General features: G+C 72.5%; 2 protein-coding genes and 2 pseudogenes. All 4 read right to left on the bottom strand.

The features are described from left to right. Positions 1 to 16 precede the first annotated feature (16 nt). On the bottom strand, positions 17 to 7,372 hold the full coding sequence (locus BLV72_RS50505; RefSeq protein ID WP_093467845.1) for a type I polyketide synthase: 7,356 nt from the start codon (positions 7,370 to 7,372) through the stop codon (positions 17 to 19). Then, positions 7,369 to 13,640, bottom strand: a pseudogene (locus BLV72_RS52185) (SDR family NAD(P)-dependent oxidoreductase). Before BLV72_RS52185 ends, BLV72_RS50505 begins: the two are co-directional and overlap by 4 nt. 103 nt (positions 13,641 to 13,743) lie before the next feature. Then, a complete protein-coding gene (locus BLV72_RS52500) occupies positions 13,744 to 14,184 on the bottom strand; it encodes a phosphopantetheine-binding protein (RefSeq protein WP_280143061.1) in 441 nt (146 codons plus the stop codon). Positions 14,185 to 14,361: 177 nt separating this feature from the next. Then, a pseudogene (locus tag BLV72_RS52495) lies at positions 14,362 to 18,485 on the bottom strand (type I polyketide synthase); the annotation flags it as partial. Positions 18,486 to 18,752 lie beyond the last annotated feature (267 nt).

Raw genomic sequence — 18,752 nt, 5'->3', positions numbered from 1 at the left:
GGGGCGTGTCTCGAAGTCAGTTGCGCGGCTGGGCGTGGTCCTGGTCGATGAAGCTGAACATCTCCTCGTCGCTGGACGAGGCGAAGTGGCCCGTGCTCAGCGCCTGTTGGCGTCGGCTGCTTAGCAGTGCCTCCATACCGCTCAACAGGGTGGCCACGTCGTCCGGCCCCGCTTCGTCGAGCAGTGATTCCAGACGGACCAGCAGTTTCCCGGCGTCGAGTCCGTCGCCGCCGAGCCGTCCGGCCAGGTGCTCGCCGAGCTCGGTCACGGTGGGAAAGTCGAACACCGCGGTGACGGCCATGCTCAGGCCGGTGAGTTGGGTGAGCCGGTTTCGCAGCCGTACCGACGTCAGCGAGTCGAAGCCGAGTTCGGCGAAGGGCCGGCGCGGGTCGATGACCGCCACGTCGTCGTGGCCGAGCACATCCGCGACCTCGGCACGGACGACGTCCCGCAACTTCGCGGTGCGCTGCGCCGCGTCGAGCCCGGCGAGCAGGGTGCGCAGGTCGGCCGGGTCGGGGCGGGCGGCGGCCGCCGGGCGGCGGGCCTCGGGCAGCTCGTGCAGCAATGTGCCCAGGCCGTCGCGGGTGTGGGACGGCACACGGTCCCAGTCGGCGTCGAACACGGCGATGGTGGCGTCCTCGCGGTTGAGCGCGTGTTCCAGCGCGGCCAGCGCGGCCTTGACGGGCATGGCGGTCAGGCCCATGCGACGCAACCGCTCGTCGCCGACCACATGCGTGGCCAGGCCCTCACCCGCCCATGCGCCCCAGGCCACGGCCACGGCGTGTTCGCCGGCCGCGCGGCGGGATACGGCAAGGGCGTCGAGCATGGCGTTCGCCGCCGCGTACGCACCGAGACCGGGCACACCGAACACCCCGGATATCGAGGAGAACAGCACGAAGGCGGACAGGCCGCGACCGCGCGTCAGCCCGTCCAGCACCTGCGCCCCGCGCACCTTGGCCCCCGCGACCGCGGCGAAGCTGTCGGGGGTGAGCCTGTCCAGTACACCGTCGTCGAGGCTCGCGGCCAGGTGGAAGACGCTGGTGACCGGATGCTCGTCGAGCACGGCGGCCATCCGCTCCCGGTCGGCGACGTCCGCCGCGACGAACGTGACACGGGCACCGGCCTGTTCGCACGTCTCGCGCAGCGCCTCGGCACCGGGAGCATCGGCGCCGCGGCGGCTGAGCAGAATGAGGTGGTCGGCGCCACGGACCGCGGCCCAGCAGGCGATTTCCGCTCCGAGCCCGCCGGTGCCACCGGTGATCAGGACGGTCCCCTCGGGTGTCCAGGCTCGGGCAGGCGCCTCGGGAGCCGCACGGACGAGCCTGCGGCCGTACAGCCCGGTGGACCGGACCGCGACCTGGTTCTCGGCCTTCTCCTCGGCGAGCAGGGACCGCAGCCTGGCGACTGTCGACTCGTCCAGCTCCTGGGGAAGATCCACCAGGCCGCCCCAGTGCGTGGGGTACTCCCAGGAGGCGACCCGGCCCAGCCCCCACACGCCCGCCTGGTCGATCCGCGGCCGCGGGTCGGCGGTGTCGACGGCCACCGCGGCGTGGGTGGCGATCCAGATCGGCGTGGCCACTCCGGCGTCGTCGAGTGCCTGCAGCATGGTCGCGGCTTCCACGGGCGTCTCGGGTGTGAGAACGACTCCGTCGGCCGGCGCCTGAGCGCTCAGCCGCTCGGCGAGCTCCGCGCGCGGGGCCTCCGCGGGCACCTGGACGGCCCGTTCACCGAGCGCCCGCACGACCGAGTCGGTCCATGTGGTGCCGGTGGCGCCGAGCACGAGCCAGCGTCCCGGTTCGGCGACGACCGTGGGCTCGGGCAAAGGAGACCAATCGATCCGGTGGCGCCAGCGGTCCGCGACGGAGGTGCGCTCACGGGGCGAGGTGACCCAGAAGTGCTGGTGCTGGAAGGCGTAGGTGGGCAGCTCGACCACGCGGGCACCGGGGTAGGCGGGCCGCCAGTCGACGGACACGCCGTGTGCGTACGCCTCTCCCAGCGCCCGGTACAGACGGTCGAGTGTTCCCTCGCCGCGGCGCAGGGTGCCCAGCGCGACGGTCTCCGCCGTCTCCTCGATCGACGTCGTCAGCACCGGATGCGGACTCATCTCCAGGAAGACCCGGAACCCACCCTCCACCAGCCCCGACACCGCACCATGAAAATCCACCCGCTCACGGAGGTTGCGGAACCAATACTCCGCACCCAACTCGGCACCATCGACCCGGCCGCCCGTCACCGACGAGTAGAACGGCACCGAACCCGGCCCGGCATCAACCCCCGTCAGCCCCTCCAGCACACCCTCGCGAATCGACTCCACCACCGGGGAGTGGGAGGCGTAGTCCACCGCGATCCGCCGGGCCCGCGGCTCCCGCTCCACCAAAGCCGCCACCGCCTCCGGCGTCCCCGAGACCACCACCGACTCAGGACCGTTCACCGCCGCCACCACGAGCCCCTCACCAAAGGGCGCGACCAGCTCCTCGACCTCGGCCATCGGCAACGGGACCGACACCATCCCGCCACGCCCGGCAAGCCCCTCCGCGATCAACCTCGACCGCACACACACCACCCGCGCCGCATCCTCCAACGACAACACACCCGCCACACACGCCGCCGCGATCTCCCCCTGCGAATGACCCACCACCGCCGCAGGCACCACCCCAAAAGACCGCCACAACCGCGCCAACGACACCATCACCGCGAACAACACCGGCTGCACCACCTCAACCCGCCCCAACGCCACCTCATCCCCCAACACCTCAACCAACGACCACTCCACCAACCCCTCAAACACCCCCGCACACTCCTCCATCGCCCCGGCGAACACCGGCGAGGAATCCAACAACTCCACCGCCATCCCCACCCACTGCGACCCCTGCCCCGGAAACACGAACACCGGACGGGAGTCGAAGGGGCGCATGGCCCGGTTCTGGGTGGCGAGCCGGTCGAGTTCGTCCGTGCCGAAGGCCACGGCGCGGCAGGCGAGATCGGTGCGGGTGGTCGTGAGCGACAGGCCCACATCGATCGGACGCAGGTCGGGACGGTCGCGGAGGTGCTCGGCCAGGCGGGCCGCCTGTGCCCGCAGGGCCTCAGGGGTGCGTCCGGACAGCGGCCAGGGCACTCCGTTCGGCCCGGCGCCGTCGGCAGACGCCTCGTCAGGGAGGTCGGGGCCCTGTTCGAGGATGACGTGCGCGTTGGTACCGGACACACCGAACGACGACACTCCGGCACGTCGCGGCCTGTCGGCCTCCGGCCACGGCAGTGTCTCGGTCAGCACCCGCACTCCAGTCGGCCAGTCCACCGTGGGCGCCGGTTCGGTCACATGCAGGGTGCGTGGCATGACCCGGTGCGCCAGGGCGGATACCGTCTTGATCACGCCGCCGATGCCCGCCGCCGCGGCGGCATGGCCGATGTTCGACTTCATCGAGCCCAGCCACAGCGGCTGTTCACGGTCCTGGCCGTACGCGGCGATCAGGGCGTTGGCCTCGATGGGGTCGCCGAGCACCGTGCCGGTGCCGTGTGCCTCGACCATGTCGATGTCCTGCGGGCGCAGGCGCGCGTTCGCCAGTGCCTGCCGGATCACCCGCTGTTGTGCCACTCCGTTGGGAGCGGACAGACCGTTGGAGGCGCCGTCCTGGTTGACCGCCGTGCCACGCAGCACGGCGAGCACTCGGTGTCCGTTGCGGATGGCGGCGGACAGCCGTTCCAGCACCACGAAACCGGCACCCTCGGCCCAGCCGGTCCCGTCCGCGTCCGCCGAGAACGCTTTGCACCGGCCGTCCGCGGCCAGACCGCCCTGATGGGTGAACTCCTCGTAGGCGAACGGCGTGGCCATCACGGCGGCACCGCCCGCCAGGGCGAGCGCGCTCTCCCCGCTGCGCACGGATTGGGCGGCCGTGTGCAGCGCGACCAGCGACGACGAACACGCGGTGTCCACCGTGACCGCGGGCCCCTTGAGGTCCAGCGTGTACGCGATGCGGCCGGACAGCACGGCGGACATCTTGCCGGTGAGAACCAGGCCGCCGAGCCCTGCCTTTGCCCCGTCGGCCGCGCCCAGGTAGTCCTGCTGGGACGCGCCCACGAACACGCCCGTCGCGCTGCCGCGCAGCGTACTCGGGTCGATCCCGGTCCTCTCGATCGCCTCCCACGCCGTCTCCAGCAGCACGCGCTGCTGGGGATCCATGGCAAGCGCCTCACGCGGGCTGATGCCGAAGAACTCGGCGTCGAATCCGCCCGCGTCGTGCAGGAATCCGCCCTGTGTGGTCGTGCTGGTCAGCATCAGCTGGTCGAGATCCCAGCCGCGGTCGGTCGGGAACCCGGATACGGCGTCCCGCTCGTCGAGGACGAGACGCCACAGCCCCTCGGGGTCGGCGACGCCACCGGGGTACCGGCACGCCATGCCGACGATGACCACCGGGTCGCCGTCGTCCGCGGCGACCGTGCGGCGGATCGGGGTGTCCGCGGCCCCGGTCAGGAACGCGGCGACCGCGGCCGGTGTGGGGTAGTCGAAGGCGAGGCTGATCGGCAGGTCGAGACCGGTCGCGTCGCTGAGAGCCGTGCGCAGCTGGGTCGCGGTCAGCGAGTCGAGTCCGAGGTCGGAGAAGGCGCGGTCGGCCGGTACGTCGGCGGCCCGTCGATGGCCGAGCACGGCCGCCACGTGCCCGCGGACCAAGTCCAGCATGTCCTGGGGGCCTTCGGCCATCGGGAGCGAATCGAGGGTGTCGGCAGGATCGGTGGGCCAGAAGCGACGGCGCTGGAAGGCATACGTGGGCAGGTCCACGCGGGTGGCATCGGGGAAGACGGCGCTCCAGTCGACCGATACGCCATGCACATGGGCGCTGCCCAGCGCGCGGACGAACTGGCCGAGACCACCGTCGCCGCGCCGCAGGGTGCCCAGGGCGGCGACCGTCGCCCCGGCGGCCTCCGCGGTCTGCTCAACACTCATGGTGAGTACGGGGTGCGGGCTCATCTCCAGGAACACCTGGTGGCCCGCCGCCAGCAGGGCCGACACGACACCTGCGAAGTCGACCGGCTCGCGCAGATTGGTGTACCAGTAGTCGGCCGAGAGGCCGGTGGTTTCGATCTGCCCGCCCCGCAGGGCGGAGAAGAACGGCACCTCGGCGGCGACCGGCCGCACCGAGGGCAGACCCGCCAGGACCGCGTCCCGGATCTCCGCCACCATCGGGGAGTGGGAGGCGTAGTCCACCGCGATCCGCCGGGCCCGCGGCTCCCGCTCCACCAAAGCCGCCACCGCATCGGACGTACCCGAGACCACCACCGACTCGGGGCCGTTCACCGCCGCCACCACCAGCTCATCACCGAACGGCGTAACCAGCTCCTCCACCTCGGCCCGGGACAGCGGGACCGACACCATCCCGCCACGCCCGGCAAGCCCCTCCGCGATCAGCCTCGACCGCACACACACCACCCGCGCCGCGTCCTCCAACGACAACGCACCCGCCACACACGCCGCCGCGATCTCCCCCTGCGAATGACCCACCACCGCCGCAGGCACCACCCCAAAAGACCGCCACAACCGCGCCAACGACACCATCACCGCGAACAACACCGGCTGCACCACCTCAGCCCGCCCCAACGCCACCTCGTCTTCGAGCACCTCTGCCAACGACCACTCCACCAACCCCTCAAACGCCCCCGCACACTCCTCCATCGCCGCGGCGAACACCGGCGAGGAATCCAACAACATCACCGCCATCCCCACCCACTGCGACCCCTGCCCCGGAAACACGAACACCGGACGGGCCGAGGGCAGTACCGTTGCCTGCACCAGGTCAGCGGACGGTTCGCCCTCGGCCAGGGCGCGCAGGCCCTCAGGGCTGGTGACCAGGGCCCGCCGCGCGAAGTGCGTGCGCGAGAGGGCCAGTGCACGGCCGATGTCCCGCGCGGACAGCGTGCGGCCCTTCAGGTGGGCGTCGAGCAGCCTCGCCTGCTCTCGCAGCGCGGACGCGTCCTGGCCGGAGAGCACCCACGGGCTCGGCCCTTCTCCCGGGGCTTCGGCCTGCGGCCGCGGCGCCGCCTGCTCGACGATCACGTGCGCGTTGGTGCCCGAGATGCCGAACGACGACACGCCGGCGCGCCGTGGCCGACCGGTCTCCGGCCACGGCCGGGCGGCCGTGACGAGTTCGACGGCGCCGTCCGCCCAATCCACGCGGGAGCTGGCCCGGTTCACGTGCAGTGTCGCCGGCACGATCCCGCTCCGCAGCGCCGCCACCATCTTGATGACGCCGCCGACCCCGGCCGCCGCCTGGGTGTGGCCGATGTTCGACTTCAACGAGCCCAGCAGCAGGGGGCGTTCACGGTCCTGGCCGTAGGTGGCCAGCAGCGCACCGGCCTCGATCGGATCGCCGAGCCGCGTCCCGGTTCCATGCGCCTCGATCACATCCACGTCGGACGGTCGCAGCCCGGCGTTGTCCAGTGCGCTGCTGAGCACTCGGCGCTGAGCGGAGCCACTGGGCGCGGTGAGGCCGTTGGACGCGCCGTCGGAGTTGACCGCCGAGCCCCGCAGCAGCGCCAGCACCTGGTGTCCGTTGCGTTCGGCGTCCGACAGCCGCTCCAGCACGAGCAGACCCGCGCCCTCGGAGAAGCTGGTGCCGTCCGCGTCGTCGGAAAAGGACTTGCAGCGGCCGTCTGGGGCCAGACCTTCCTGCTGGGTGAAGTCGACGAAGGCCGACGGCGTGGACATCACGGTCACCCCGCCCGCCAGGGCCAGGGAGCAGTCTCCCGACCGCAGCGCCAGCGTGGCCTGGTGCAGGGCGACCAGCGACGAGGAACACGCCGTGTCGATGGTGACCGCCGGGCCTTCCAGGCCCAGGGTGTAGGCGATCCGGCCGGACATCACGCTGGACGCGTTGCCCGTCGAGGAGAACCCGGGAGGCAGATCGGGAACCTTGTCGAGCACCGACTGGTAGTCCTGGTGCAGCGCGCCGACGAACACACCGGTGCGGCTGCTGCGCAGGGTGCCGGGCACGATCCCGGCACGCTCCAGCGCCTCCCAGGCCAGCTCCAGCAGCAGCCGCTGCTGCGGATCGGTGGCCAGCGCCTCCCTCGGGGACATCCCGAAGAACGCCGCGTCGAACTCGGCCGCGTCGGGCAGGAACCCGCCGGAGCGGGTGCTCGACGGCACCTCGCCCCAGTCCCGGTCGGTGGGGAATTCGCTGATCGCGTCGCCGCGGGACTCGACGAGTTCCCACAGCTCCTCGGGGCTGCGCACATCGCCGGGGTACCGGCAGGCCATGCCGACGATCGCGATGGGTTCGCTGCGGGTGGCCAGCAGCTTGTCCAGTTGCCGCCGGGTGCGCCGGAGGTCCTCGGTGGTCTCCTTGAGGAAGTGCCGCAGCTTGGCCTCTGTGCTGGTCATGAGATACCGAACTCCTTACCGAGCAGCTCGAACATTTCCTCGTCGGTGGCCTCGCCGAGATCGGTTTCCTGGGCCTCGGTGTCGTCGGTCACGAGCAGTGCCGACAGCCTGCGCATCACCTGCTCGCGGATCGCCGCGTCGCCGTCGAACCGGGCGAAGGCGTCCTCCAGCCGGGCCAGTTCGGCGAGCACCGGGTTCTCCTGGGGCTGGTCGCCGCCCAGGCGGGAGGACAGGTGCTCGGCCAGTGCGGTGGGCGAGGAGTGGTCGAAGACGATGGTGGAGGCCAGTCGAAGGCCGAGCAGGGTGCCGATCCGGTTGCGCAGTTCCACGGCGGTCAGCGAGTCGAAGCCGAGCGACTTGAACGGGCGGTCGGCCTCCAGCGACCCGTCGTCGGAGTACCCGAGCACCGCGGCGGCCTGCGCGCGCACCAGCTTGGTCAGCTCGGCGGCCCGGTCCGGCGCACCCATCCGGGCGAGGCGGTCGACGAGGGCGCCTTCGTCGGAGTCGGCGTGCCTGCGGCCGGTCGTGCCGGTCAGTGCCCACAGGATGTGCGGCGCCGACGCGGCGACCCGCAGAGTCGGCAGGTCCAGGCGCATCCCGGCGACCGCGGGCTCGTCCTGCGCCACCGCCGCGTCGAACATGGCCAGCGCCTCTTCGGTGGACAACGCGGGCAGGCCGGAGCGGGCGATCCGGTCGATGTCCCGTGCGGCCAGCGCGCCGGTCATGCCGCTCGCCTCGGCCCACAGGCTCCAGGCGATCGACGTGGCGGGCAGACCCGCGGCCTTGCGGTGGGCGGCGAGCGCGTCGAGGAAGGCGTTGGCGGCGGCGTAGTTGCCCTGCCCCGCGCTGCCCATCACGGCGGCGGCCGAGGAGTAGAGCACGAACGCGGCGAGATCGAGGTCTCGGGTCAGCTCGTGCAGGTGCCAGGCGCCGTCGGCCTTGGCGCCCAGACTGGTGGCCAGCCGTTCCGGGGTCAGCGACTGGATCACGCCGTCGTCGAGCACCCCGGCCGCGTGTACGACGGCGGTCAGCGGATGCTGGTCGGAAACGGTGCCGAGAAGGTCCGCCACCGCCGTCCGGTCGCCGACGTCGCAGGCGCGCACCAGGGCCTCGGCCCCGTACTCGGCCAGCTCAGCGACCAGTCGCTCCGCGCCGGGCGCGTCCGGTCCGCTCCGGCTGACGAGCAGCAGATGCCGCACGCCCCGCGTGGTCACCAGATGACGGGCCAGTGACGCGGCCAGGCCGCCGGTGCCGCCGGTGATCAGGACGGTGCCCCGCGGGTTCCAGCGCCGCGGCATGGTCAGTACGACCTTGCCGATGTGCTGGGCCCGGCTGATGTACCGGAACGCCTCACGTCCGTGCCGGACGTCCCAGGTGACCACCGGGAGGGGCCGCAGCGCGCCGTCATGGAACAGGTCGAGCAGGGCCCGCAGCCTCTCCTGTACGGCGTCGGGCTCCAACTCCGCCAGGTCGAAGGCGCGGTAGCCGATCCCGTCCGGCACCGCCGTGCGAATGTCGGTCTTGCCCATCTCGGCGAACCGCCCGCCCCTGGGCAGCAGCCGCAGCGAGGCATCCACGAACTCGCCGGCCAGCGAGTTCAGTACGACATCGACACCACGGCCACCGGTGACCTCCAGGAACCGCCGCTCGAAGTCGAGGGTGCGCGAGGAGGCGATGTGGTCGTCGGGAAGGCCCAGCGAGCGCAGCACGTGCTGCTTGGGTTCACTGGCGGTGGCGAAGACCTCCAGCCCCCAGTGCCGGGCGAGCTGGATGGCCGCCATGCCGACGCCGCCCGCGCCCGCGTGCACCAGCAGGGACTGTCCCGTGCGCACCTCGGACAGGTCCAGCAGACCGTAGTAGGCGGTCAGGAACACGACGGGCACCGACGCCGCCTGCGCGAAGGTCCAGTCGTCGGGCATCGGCGCGAGCAGCCGGTGGTCGGTGACGGTCAGCGGGCCGAAGGCGCCGACGGTGAGACCGAACACGCGGTCGCCGGGCCGCAGACCGGACACGTCCGAGCCGGTCTCCAGCACGACACCGGACACCTCGGCCCCCAGCGGGGTGGCCGCGCGTCGGTTCATGCCCAGCGCGTCGAAGACGTCGCGGAAGTTGACCCCGGCAGCCCGGACGTCGACCCGGACCTCCCCAGGTCCGAGCGGTTCCTCCGCGCGGGGCCACGGCACCAGGACGAGGTCGTCGAGGCTGCCCTTGCGCAGGGTCTCCAGGCGCCACGACGGGCCGGGCGGTGGCGTCAGCGAGCCCGGTTCGGCCAGCCGGGCCGCGAGCAGGGCGCCGTCACGCACCGCGAGCTGGGGTTCGCCACTGGCCAGCGCCCGCGACAGCAACTCGTCCGGCACACCGGGCTCGTCCGTGTCCAGCAGGACGAACCGGCCCGTGTTCTCGGTCTGCGCGGACCGGATCAGGCCACGGGCGGCCGCCACCGCGGGCACGACGTCCTCGTCACCGACGGCCACTCCGCCCTCGGTCATGAAGATGAGCGAGACATCGTCGAGCCGCGGCTCGGCCAGCCACGCCCGCAGCAGGCCGAGCACCCGTGCCGTGAGCTGATGGGTGGCGGACGGCATCTCCCCGTCCGCCCGATCGAGGCGGACCATGGCCGCGTCGACACCGGCGACGGAGTCGGGCAGTGCCCAGGTCCCCGGGTCGAGTTCGACGACGGTACGGGCGTGGCCCGGGTCGGCGGGCACGGGCCGCCAGGCGAGCCGGTACAGCGGGGCGTCGAGGACGGAGTCCACAGCGGTGTGCCGGCGCAGCACCAGGGACTCGGCGGTCAGCACCGGCGCGCCCGCCGGGTCGACGACGGTCAGCTCGACGGTGTCCGGGCCGATGCCGCGCAGCCGGGCGCGCAGGAAGGTGGCCCCGGTCGCGTACAGGCGCACCCCGCTCCAGGCGAACGGCAGCACACGTGTGCTGCCGAGCAGGCCGGTCGCGTGCAGGACGGCGTCCAGCAGCGCGGGGTGCAGCCCGAAGGCGCCCGCCTCGGCCCGCACGTGCTCGGGAAGGACCACCTCGGCGCAGGCCCCGTCCTCGGTGAGCCACGCTGCGCTCAGGCCCCGGAACGCCGGGCCGTAGCCGTATCCCTCGGCTTCGAGGTCGTCGTACACCCCTGCCGCCTCGATCCGTTGCGCGCCCGGGGGCGGCCAGGACGTCATCGACGGCGCGGGGGCGCCGCCCTCGTCGCCGGTGGACAGTGTGCCGGAGGCGTGCTGTGTCCAGCCGGCTCCACCGCGTGCGAAGACGCGCACGGTCCTGCGTTGGTCGGCGGCGGGCCGGTCCAACCGGATCTGTAGCTGAACACTCCCCTGTCCCGGCAGGACGAGCGGCTTCTCCAGCACGAGTTCGTCGACCCGGTGGCAACCGACCTCGTCGGCCGCGTGGATGACCATCTCCAGCAGGGCGGTTCCGGGCAGCAGCACCGTCCCGGCCACGGCGTGGTCCGCCAGCCAGGGGTGAGTGCCGAGCGACAGGCGGGCGGTGAACAGATAGCCGTCGTCGCCGGGCAGCTCGATCCCGGCCCCGAGCAGCGGATGCTCCGGAACGCTCAACCCCGCCGCGGTGACGTCCATCGAGGTCGCACCGGCACGCGGCCAGAAGCGCTGCTGCTGGAAGGCGTACGTGGGCAGTTCCACGCGAATGGCGTCGGGGAAGACGGTGCTCCAGTCCACGGGGATCCCGTGCCGGTGCGCCAGGGCGAGCGAGAGGCGGATCCGGTCGAGTGTTCCCTCGCCGCGGCGCAGGGTGCCCAGCGCGACGGTCTCCGCCGTCTCCTCGATCGACGTCGTCAGCACCGGATGCGGACTCATCTCCAGGAAGACCCGGAACCCACCCTCCACCAGCCCCGACACCGCACCATGAAAATCCACCCGCTCACGGAGGTTGCGGAACCAATACTCCGCACCCAACTCGGCACCATCGACCCGGCCGCCCGTCACCGACGAGTAGAACGGCACCTCGGCGGCGACCGGCCGCACCGAGGGCAGACCCGCCAGGACCGCGTCCCGGATCTCCGCCACCACCGGGGAGTGCGAGGCGTAGTCCACCGCGATCCGGCGAGCCCGCGGCTCCCGCTCCACCAAAGCCGCCACCGCATCGGACGTACCCGAGACCACCACCGACTCAGGACCGTTCACCGCCGCCACCACCAGCTCATCACCGAACGGCGTAACCAGCTCCTCCACCTCGGCCCGGGACAGCGGGACCGACACCATCCCGCCACGCCCCGCAAGCCCCTCCGCGATCAACCTCGACCGCACACACACCACCCGCGCCGCATCCTCCAACGACAAGACACCCGCCACACACGCCGCCGCGATCTCCCCTGCGAATGACCCACCACCGCCGCAGGCACCACCCCAAAAGACCGCCACAACCGCGCCAACGACACCATCACCGCGAACAACACCGGCTGCACCACCTCAACCCGCCCCAACGCCACCTCATCCCCCAACACCTCAACCAACGACCACTCCACCAACCCCTCAAACGCCCCCGCACACTCCTCCATCGCCCCGGCGAACACCGGCGAGGAATCCAACAACTCCACCGCCATCCCCACCCACTGCGACCCCTGCCCCGGAAACACGAACACCGGACGGGAGTCGGTGACCCGGGCGGCGGACAGCGTGACGGCACCCGGTTCTTCACCGCGGGCCATGGCTTCGAAAGCGGTGCACGCGGTCTTCCGGTCCCCGACCACGACCGCGCTGTGCTCGAACCGTGTGCGGGTGGTCGCCAGGGAGTAGGCCAGGTCCGCCGAGCCGAGGTCGGGCCGGGCCTCGAGGTGGTCCGCCAGCGCCCGTGCCTGGGCGCGCAGCGCGGGCAGACTCCTGCCGGAGAGCTGCCACACGACCTGTTCGTCCTCCGCGAGCAGAGGCCGCTCGGGCGTCTGGGGTTCCGGCGCCTGCTCGAGGATGACGTGGGCGTTGGTGCCGGACACGCCGAAGGACGACACTCCGGCACGTCGCGGCCGACCGCCCTTTGGCCAGTCGGCCGTGTGCGCCAGCGGGGAGACCGCACCCGACGCCCAGTCGATACGCGAGGACGGCGCCGAGAAGTGAAGCAGCCCGGGCAGTACTCCCGCGCGCAGCGCCGCCACCATCTTGATGACGCCACCGACCCCGGCCGCCGCCTGGGAGTGGCCGATGTTCGACTTCAACGAGCCCAGTAGCAGCGGACGTTGGCGGTCCTGACCGTAGGTGGCGAGCAGCGCACCGGCCTCGATCGGGTCACCCAGCCGGGTGCCCGTGCCGTGCGCCTCCACGGCGTCCACATCGGAGGGTGCGAGTCCGGCGTTTTCCAGCGCGCTCCAGATGACCTGCTGCTGTGCGGTGCCGTTCGGTGCGCTCAGGCCGTTGGAGGCGCCGTCGGAGTTCACGGCGGAGCCGCGGATCACCGCCAGCACCTCGTGGCCGTCGCGCTGGGCGTCGGAGAGCCGCTGCAGCGCGAGCATGCCCGCCCCCTCCGACCACGCCGTGCCGTCCGCGTCGTCGGAGAACGACTTGCACCGGCCGTCCGGAGCGAGGCCGCCCTGTTTGGTGAACTCCAGGAAGGGCGAGAGCGTGGTCATCACGACCACGCCGCCGGTCAGGGCCAGCGAGCACTCCCGGGCGCGGAGGGCACGTACCGCCGAGTGGAGAGCGACGAGGGATGCCGAGCACGCGGTGTCCACCGTCAGGGAGGGGCCCTCCAGCCCGAGGGTGTAGGAGATCCGTCCCGACATCACACTGGCGGCGCTGCCGGTGCCGACGTAGCCCTCGACCTGGTCGACGGTGTCCCGCAGCAGTTCCGGATAGTCCTGGGCACAGGTGCCCACGAACACGCCGGTGTCACTGCCCCGCAGGGAGTCGGGAGCGATGCCCGCGCGCTCGACCGCCTCCCACGCCGTCTCCAGCAGCAGCCGCTGCTGGGGGTCCATCGCCACCGCCTCCCGGGGGCTGATCCCGAAGAACTCGGCGTCGAACCGGTCGATGTCCCGCAGGAACCCGCTGGCCTCGGTGGCCAGGCGGTCTCGCATCGAGGCCAGGTCCCAGCCGCGGTCGGTGGGGAACTCGGTGATCGCGTCCACTTCGGACACCGCGAGGTCCCACAGTTGCTCGGGGGTGCGCACACCGCCCGGGTAGCGGCAGGCCATGCCGACGATCGCGATCGGCTCCGTGGCCATGGCCTCGTAGCGGCGCAGTGACCGGCGGGTGCGTTTGAGGTCGGCGGTGACCCGGTGCAAGTAGTCCCGAAGCTGCTGCTCACTCATCAGACACCCAACTCCTCGTCCATCACATCGAACGGCGCGGCGTCGAAGCCGGGCGCCCGGGTAGCGCGGCCACGGACACCGGGCCGGTCGCACAGGCGAACATTCACAGCTCCAACTCCTCGTCGATCAGCCGGAACAACTCGTCGTCGGGGACGCCGTCCACCTCGTCCGGCTCACCGGAGTCGTCGAGTCGGCTGCTGAGGCTCCGCAGCCGGGCGGCCAGCCGGGAGCGCGCCGCACGGTCGGCCCGTACGGCGGGCAGTGCCGACTCCACGTCGTCGAGCCGGCGGAAGACGGCGTCGACCTGCTGCCGGTCATCGGGCAGGACCACGGTGGCCAGGTACTCCGCCAGCGCCTCCGCACTGGGCTGGTCGAACATCAGGGCGGTGGGCAGTTCGGTACCGGTGCGCCCGGCCAGCACATTGCGCAGGCGGACGGCGGCCAGGGAGTCCATGCCCAGCTCGGCGAACGACACCGTGGGCTCCACCTCGGCGACGGTGCGGTGGCCGAGCACCTTCGCGATGTCCTGGCGGACGACCGACAGCAGCAGGCCGACCCGCTCGGGCCGGGTCAGGGGCGCCAGCCGTTCGGTGAGCGCGGGCCGCGGAACGTCGTGTGGCTCACCGTCACGTGGCTCACCGCCATCCGGCTCCAGGACATCGGTGGCGTACCCCGTTGTCGCGGCGTCGGCAGGCTTCCTCCCGCCCGCGTCGCGCGCGGGCCAGTAGCGCTCGCGCTGGAAGGCGTAGGTCGGCAGGTCGACGCGCCTGCCTCCGCGACCGGCCAGGACCGAGGACCACGAGACGGTGACACCCCGCACGGAGAGGTCGGCGAGCGCTCCGGTCAGCGCGGACACCTCACCGCGGTGACGGCGCAGCGCGGGCACGACGAGTGTCGAGACGGGGTCCGACAGGCTGTCCTCGGCCATGCCGGCGGCGATGCTGTCGGGGCCGAGTTCCAGGATCGCGGTGACGCCGTATGCCTCGGCCGCGCGCACCCCGTCGGCGAAACGGACACAGCCGCGCGCGTGCCGCACCCAGTACTCCGGTGAGCACAGTTCCTCGTCGCTCGCGACCGTGCCGGTCAGGTTCGACACCACGGGAACGGCCGGCGCACGGTAGCGGACGCTCTCGGCGACGGTGCGGAACTCCTCCAGCATGCCGTCCAGGTGCGCGGAGTGAAAGGCGTGGCTGACCCGCAGCCTGCTGGTCCTGCGTCCGGCCGAGCGCCAGTGCTCGCGGACACGGTCGACCTCGTCGGCGTCCCCGGAGATCACCACGGCGGACGGCCCGTTGACGGCGGCGAGTTCCACGCCGGTGCCGAGGTCGGACCGGATCTCCTCCTCGGTGGCTTCGATCGCGGCCATCGCCCCGTTCGCGGGCTCGGCCTGCATCAGCCGGCCCCGCGCGGCGACGAGCGTGCAGGCATCGGGCAGCGTCAGGACACCGGCGACGTGCGCCGCGGTCAGTTCGCCGATCGAATGCCCCAGGAGCAGATCGGGAGCGACCCCCCAGTGCTCCATCAGCCGGAACAGGGCGGTTTCCATGGCGAACAGGGCCGGTTGGGTGTACTCGGTGCGGTCGAGCACCTCGTCGTCGAGCAGCTCCTCGTCAAGTACCTCGGCGTCGGCGCCGAGGACCACGTGGCGCAGCGGCAGTGCGAGGTGGCGGTCGAACTCGGCACACACCGCGTCGAACGCCGCCGCGTACTGCGGGAACGCGCGGTACAGCCCACGTCCCATACCCGGCCGCTGGCTGCCCTGCCCGGAGAACACCATGGCGAGCCGCTGTGGCCTGGCCTGGCCTACGCCGTCTGTGAGGTGGCCGTCGGCGAGGTGGCCCAGTTCGGCCAGCAGGTCCTCGCGGCTGCCGCCGACCAGCACCGCACGGTGTCCCATGAGCGAGCGGCCGGTCGCCAGTGACCAGCCGACATCGGCCGGGCTGTGGTCCGGGTCCGGGCGGTCCGTCAGCCAGGAGCGCAGGCGGGCGGCCTGGGCCCGCAGGGACGCCGCGCCGCGGGCCGAGAGCACCCACGCGACCACCGGGGTGGCCACCGTGGGAGGCGCCGGCGCGGGCGCGGTTTCGGCGGGGGCCTGTTCGAGGACAGTGTGGGCGTTGGTGCCACTGATGCCGAACGAGGAGACTCCGGCCCGGCGGGGCCGGTCGGCCGACGGCCACGGCGTCGGCTCGGTCACCAGGGACACCCCGCCCGTCGACCAGTCCACATGCGGGGTGGGCTGATCGACGTGCAGCGTCCTGGGGATGACGCCGTACCGCATCGCCAGCACCGCCTTGATCACCCCGGCGGCGCCCGCGGCGGCCTGGGTGTGGCCAAGGTTGGACTTCACCGAGCCCAGCAGCAGGGGCTGTTCGCGGTCCTGGCCGTAGGTGGCGAGCAGCGCCCCGGCCTCGATCGGATCGCCCAGCGCCGTGCCGGTGCCGTGCGCCTCGACCATGTCCACCTCGGAGGGGGCCAGCCGGGCGTCGGCGAGCGCCTGCCGGATGACGCGCTGCTGGGCGGTCCCGTTCGGCGCGGTCAGGCCGTTGGAGGCGCCGTCCTGGTTGACGGCCGCTCCCCGGACCAACGCCAGCACCTGGTGGCCGTTCTTCCTGGCGTCGGAGAGGCGTTCCAGCAGCAGGAGGCCGATTCCCTCGGACCATCCGGTGCCGTCCGCCGCCGCGGCGAACGCCTTGCAGCGCCCGTCGGGGGCCAGTCCGCGCTGCCGGGAGAACTCGACGAAGGCATTGGGTGTGGACATGACGGTGACGCCGCCTGCCACCGCGAGCGAGCACTCCCGGGCGCGCAGCGCCTTGGCCGCCGCGTCCAGGGCGACCAGCGCGGAGGAGCAGGCCGTGTCCACGGTGACCGCGGGTCCCTCGAAACCCAGGGTGTAGGACAGTCGCCCGGACAGCACGCTGGCCGCGGTCCCGGTGAGCAGGTAGCCCTCGGCGTCCAGGGCGCCGGTGTCGATCCCGGTGCCGTAGTCCTGGCCGTTGGTGCCCATGAACACCCCGCACCGGGTGCCGCGCTGGGCCGCGGGGTCGATGCCCGCGCGTTCGAACAGCTCCCACCCGGACTCCAGCACGAGCCGCTGCTGCGGGTCCATGCCCAGCGCCTCGCGCGGGGATATGCCGAAGAAGGCGGCGTCGAAGCGGTCGGCGTCGTGCAGGAATCCGCCCGTTCGGGCGTAGCTGGTGCCCGCCCGGTCCGGATCGTCGTCGTACAGGCGCTCCAGGTCCCAGCCCCGGTTCTCGGGGAAGGGCGACAGCACGTCACGGCCCTCCTCGAGCAGCTGCCACAGGTCCTCGGGGAGGACACGCCGCCGGGGAAGCGGCAGGCCATCGACACGATCGCGATGGGGTCGACGGTCGCGGCCACGGCCGTCTGTCCCTCCACCGACTCGGCTGCCGTGCCCAGCAGTTCGGCCAGCAGATGCTCGGCGAGCGCAGCCGGGCTCGGATGGTCGAAGACCACGGTGGTGGGCAGTTTCAGCCCGGTGCGCGCGCCGAGGCGATTGCGCAGCTCGACAGCGCCCAGCGAGTCGAAGCCCAGGTCACGGAAGGGGCGCGTCATGTCCGGCGCGCCGGACTTCGGGTGACCGAGCACGGTGAGCACCTCGTCACGGACCACGTCGAGCAGCAGTCGCGGCCGCTCGGACGCGGGGCGTTCGCGCAGCCGTTCCGCCAACGCGGAGGGCTGCTGTGCCGAGGTGCCGGACGCCCGCCGCGCCGGGGCCCTGACCAGTCCGCGCAGCAGAGCGGGCAGTGTGCCGGCGCCCGCCTGTGCGCGCAGTACGGAGAGGTTCAGCCGCACCGGTGCCGTCACCGGGTGATCGGTGCGCAGTGCGGCGTCGAACAGGGCCAGTCCCTGGTCCGCGGTCAGCGGATCGATCCCCGCACGGGCGAGTCGCGCGAGGTCGTCCGCGGCGAGGTGGGCGGTCACACCGCCGCGGTCGTCCCACAGGCCCCATGCCATCGACACGCCCGGAAGGCCCTGTGCGCGCCGGGTCTGTGCGAGCGCGTCGAGGAAGGCGTTGGCCGCCGCGTAGGCGCCCTGTCCGGCGTTGCCCACCAGTCCGGAGTACGAGGAGAACAGCGCGAAGACCTGGAGGTCGGCGCCCCTGCTGAGTTCATGGAGGTTGACCGCGGCCCGCACCTTCGGGTGGTGCACCCGTGCCACCTGATCGTCCGTCATCGATGTGATCACGGCGTCGTCGACGATTCCGGCCGCGTGCACGACGGCCGTCAGCGGCCGGTCGGCGGGGATGGACGCGAGCAGTGCGGCGAGTGCGTCGCGGTCGGCGGCGTCGCAGGCCGCGATGGTGACCTTGGCCCCCATGGACTCCAGCTCGGCACGGAGTGGGCAGGCGCCCTCGGCGGTCTCGCCACGGCGGCTGGTGAGCAGCAGGTGCCGTACGCCGTGCTCGGCGACGAGGTGTCGGGCGACGAGTGATCCCAGCGCACCGGTTCCGCCCGTGATCAGCGCTGTTCCGGTGAGGGCCCGCGGTGTGCCGGCCACGGTGGGCGTGGCGACGAGGCGGGGTACGCGGGCGCTTCCCTCGGTGAGGGCGATCTGCGGCTCACCCGAGGCGAGCGCGCCCGGCAGGGCGCGCGAGGACGCCTCGGTGCCGTCGAGGTCGACGAGGACGAACTGGCCCGGGTGCTCGGTCTGCGCGGTGCGCACCAGCCCCCACACCGCGGCCTGGACGGTGTCGCGAAGCTCGGTGCCGCCGTACACGGCCCGGCGGGTGAGGAATACCAACCGCGCGTCGGCGGGGTGTTCCTCGGCGAGCCAGGACCGGAGGAGGTGCAGCGCCCGCGAGGTGGCCTCGCGTGCCTGGGCGGCGATGTCCGCCCCTTCGTGGCCCGGCCCGAAGGCGGCGAGCACCACGTCCGCCCGCCCGTCCACCGTGGGCAACCGCTGGATGCCGGAGTGGACGGCGCGCAGCCCGTGCTCGTCCTCACCGTCCAGGACCCACCGGCCCGCTTCCGCGAAGGGCAGCCGCGTGACCGTCCAGTCCAGTCGGTGGAGCGGTGTGTGGTGCCGGACCCGCGTGGTGTCCACCGCCGCGAGAGTCACGGACTCGACGGTGTACACGGGCTGACCGGCCCC

The sequence above is a fragment of the Streptomyces melanosporofaciens genome, assembly GCF_900105695.1.
GTDB lineage: Bacteria > Actinomycetota > Actinomycetes > Streptomycetales > Streptomycetaceae > Streptomyces > Streptomyces antimycoticus.
This window is presented reverse-complemented; position numbering and strand designations above follow the sequence as displayed.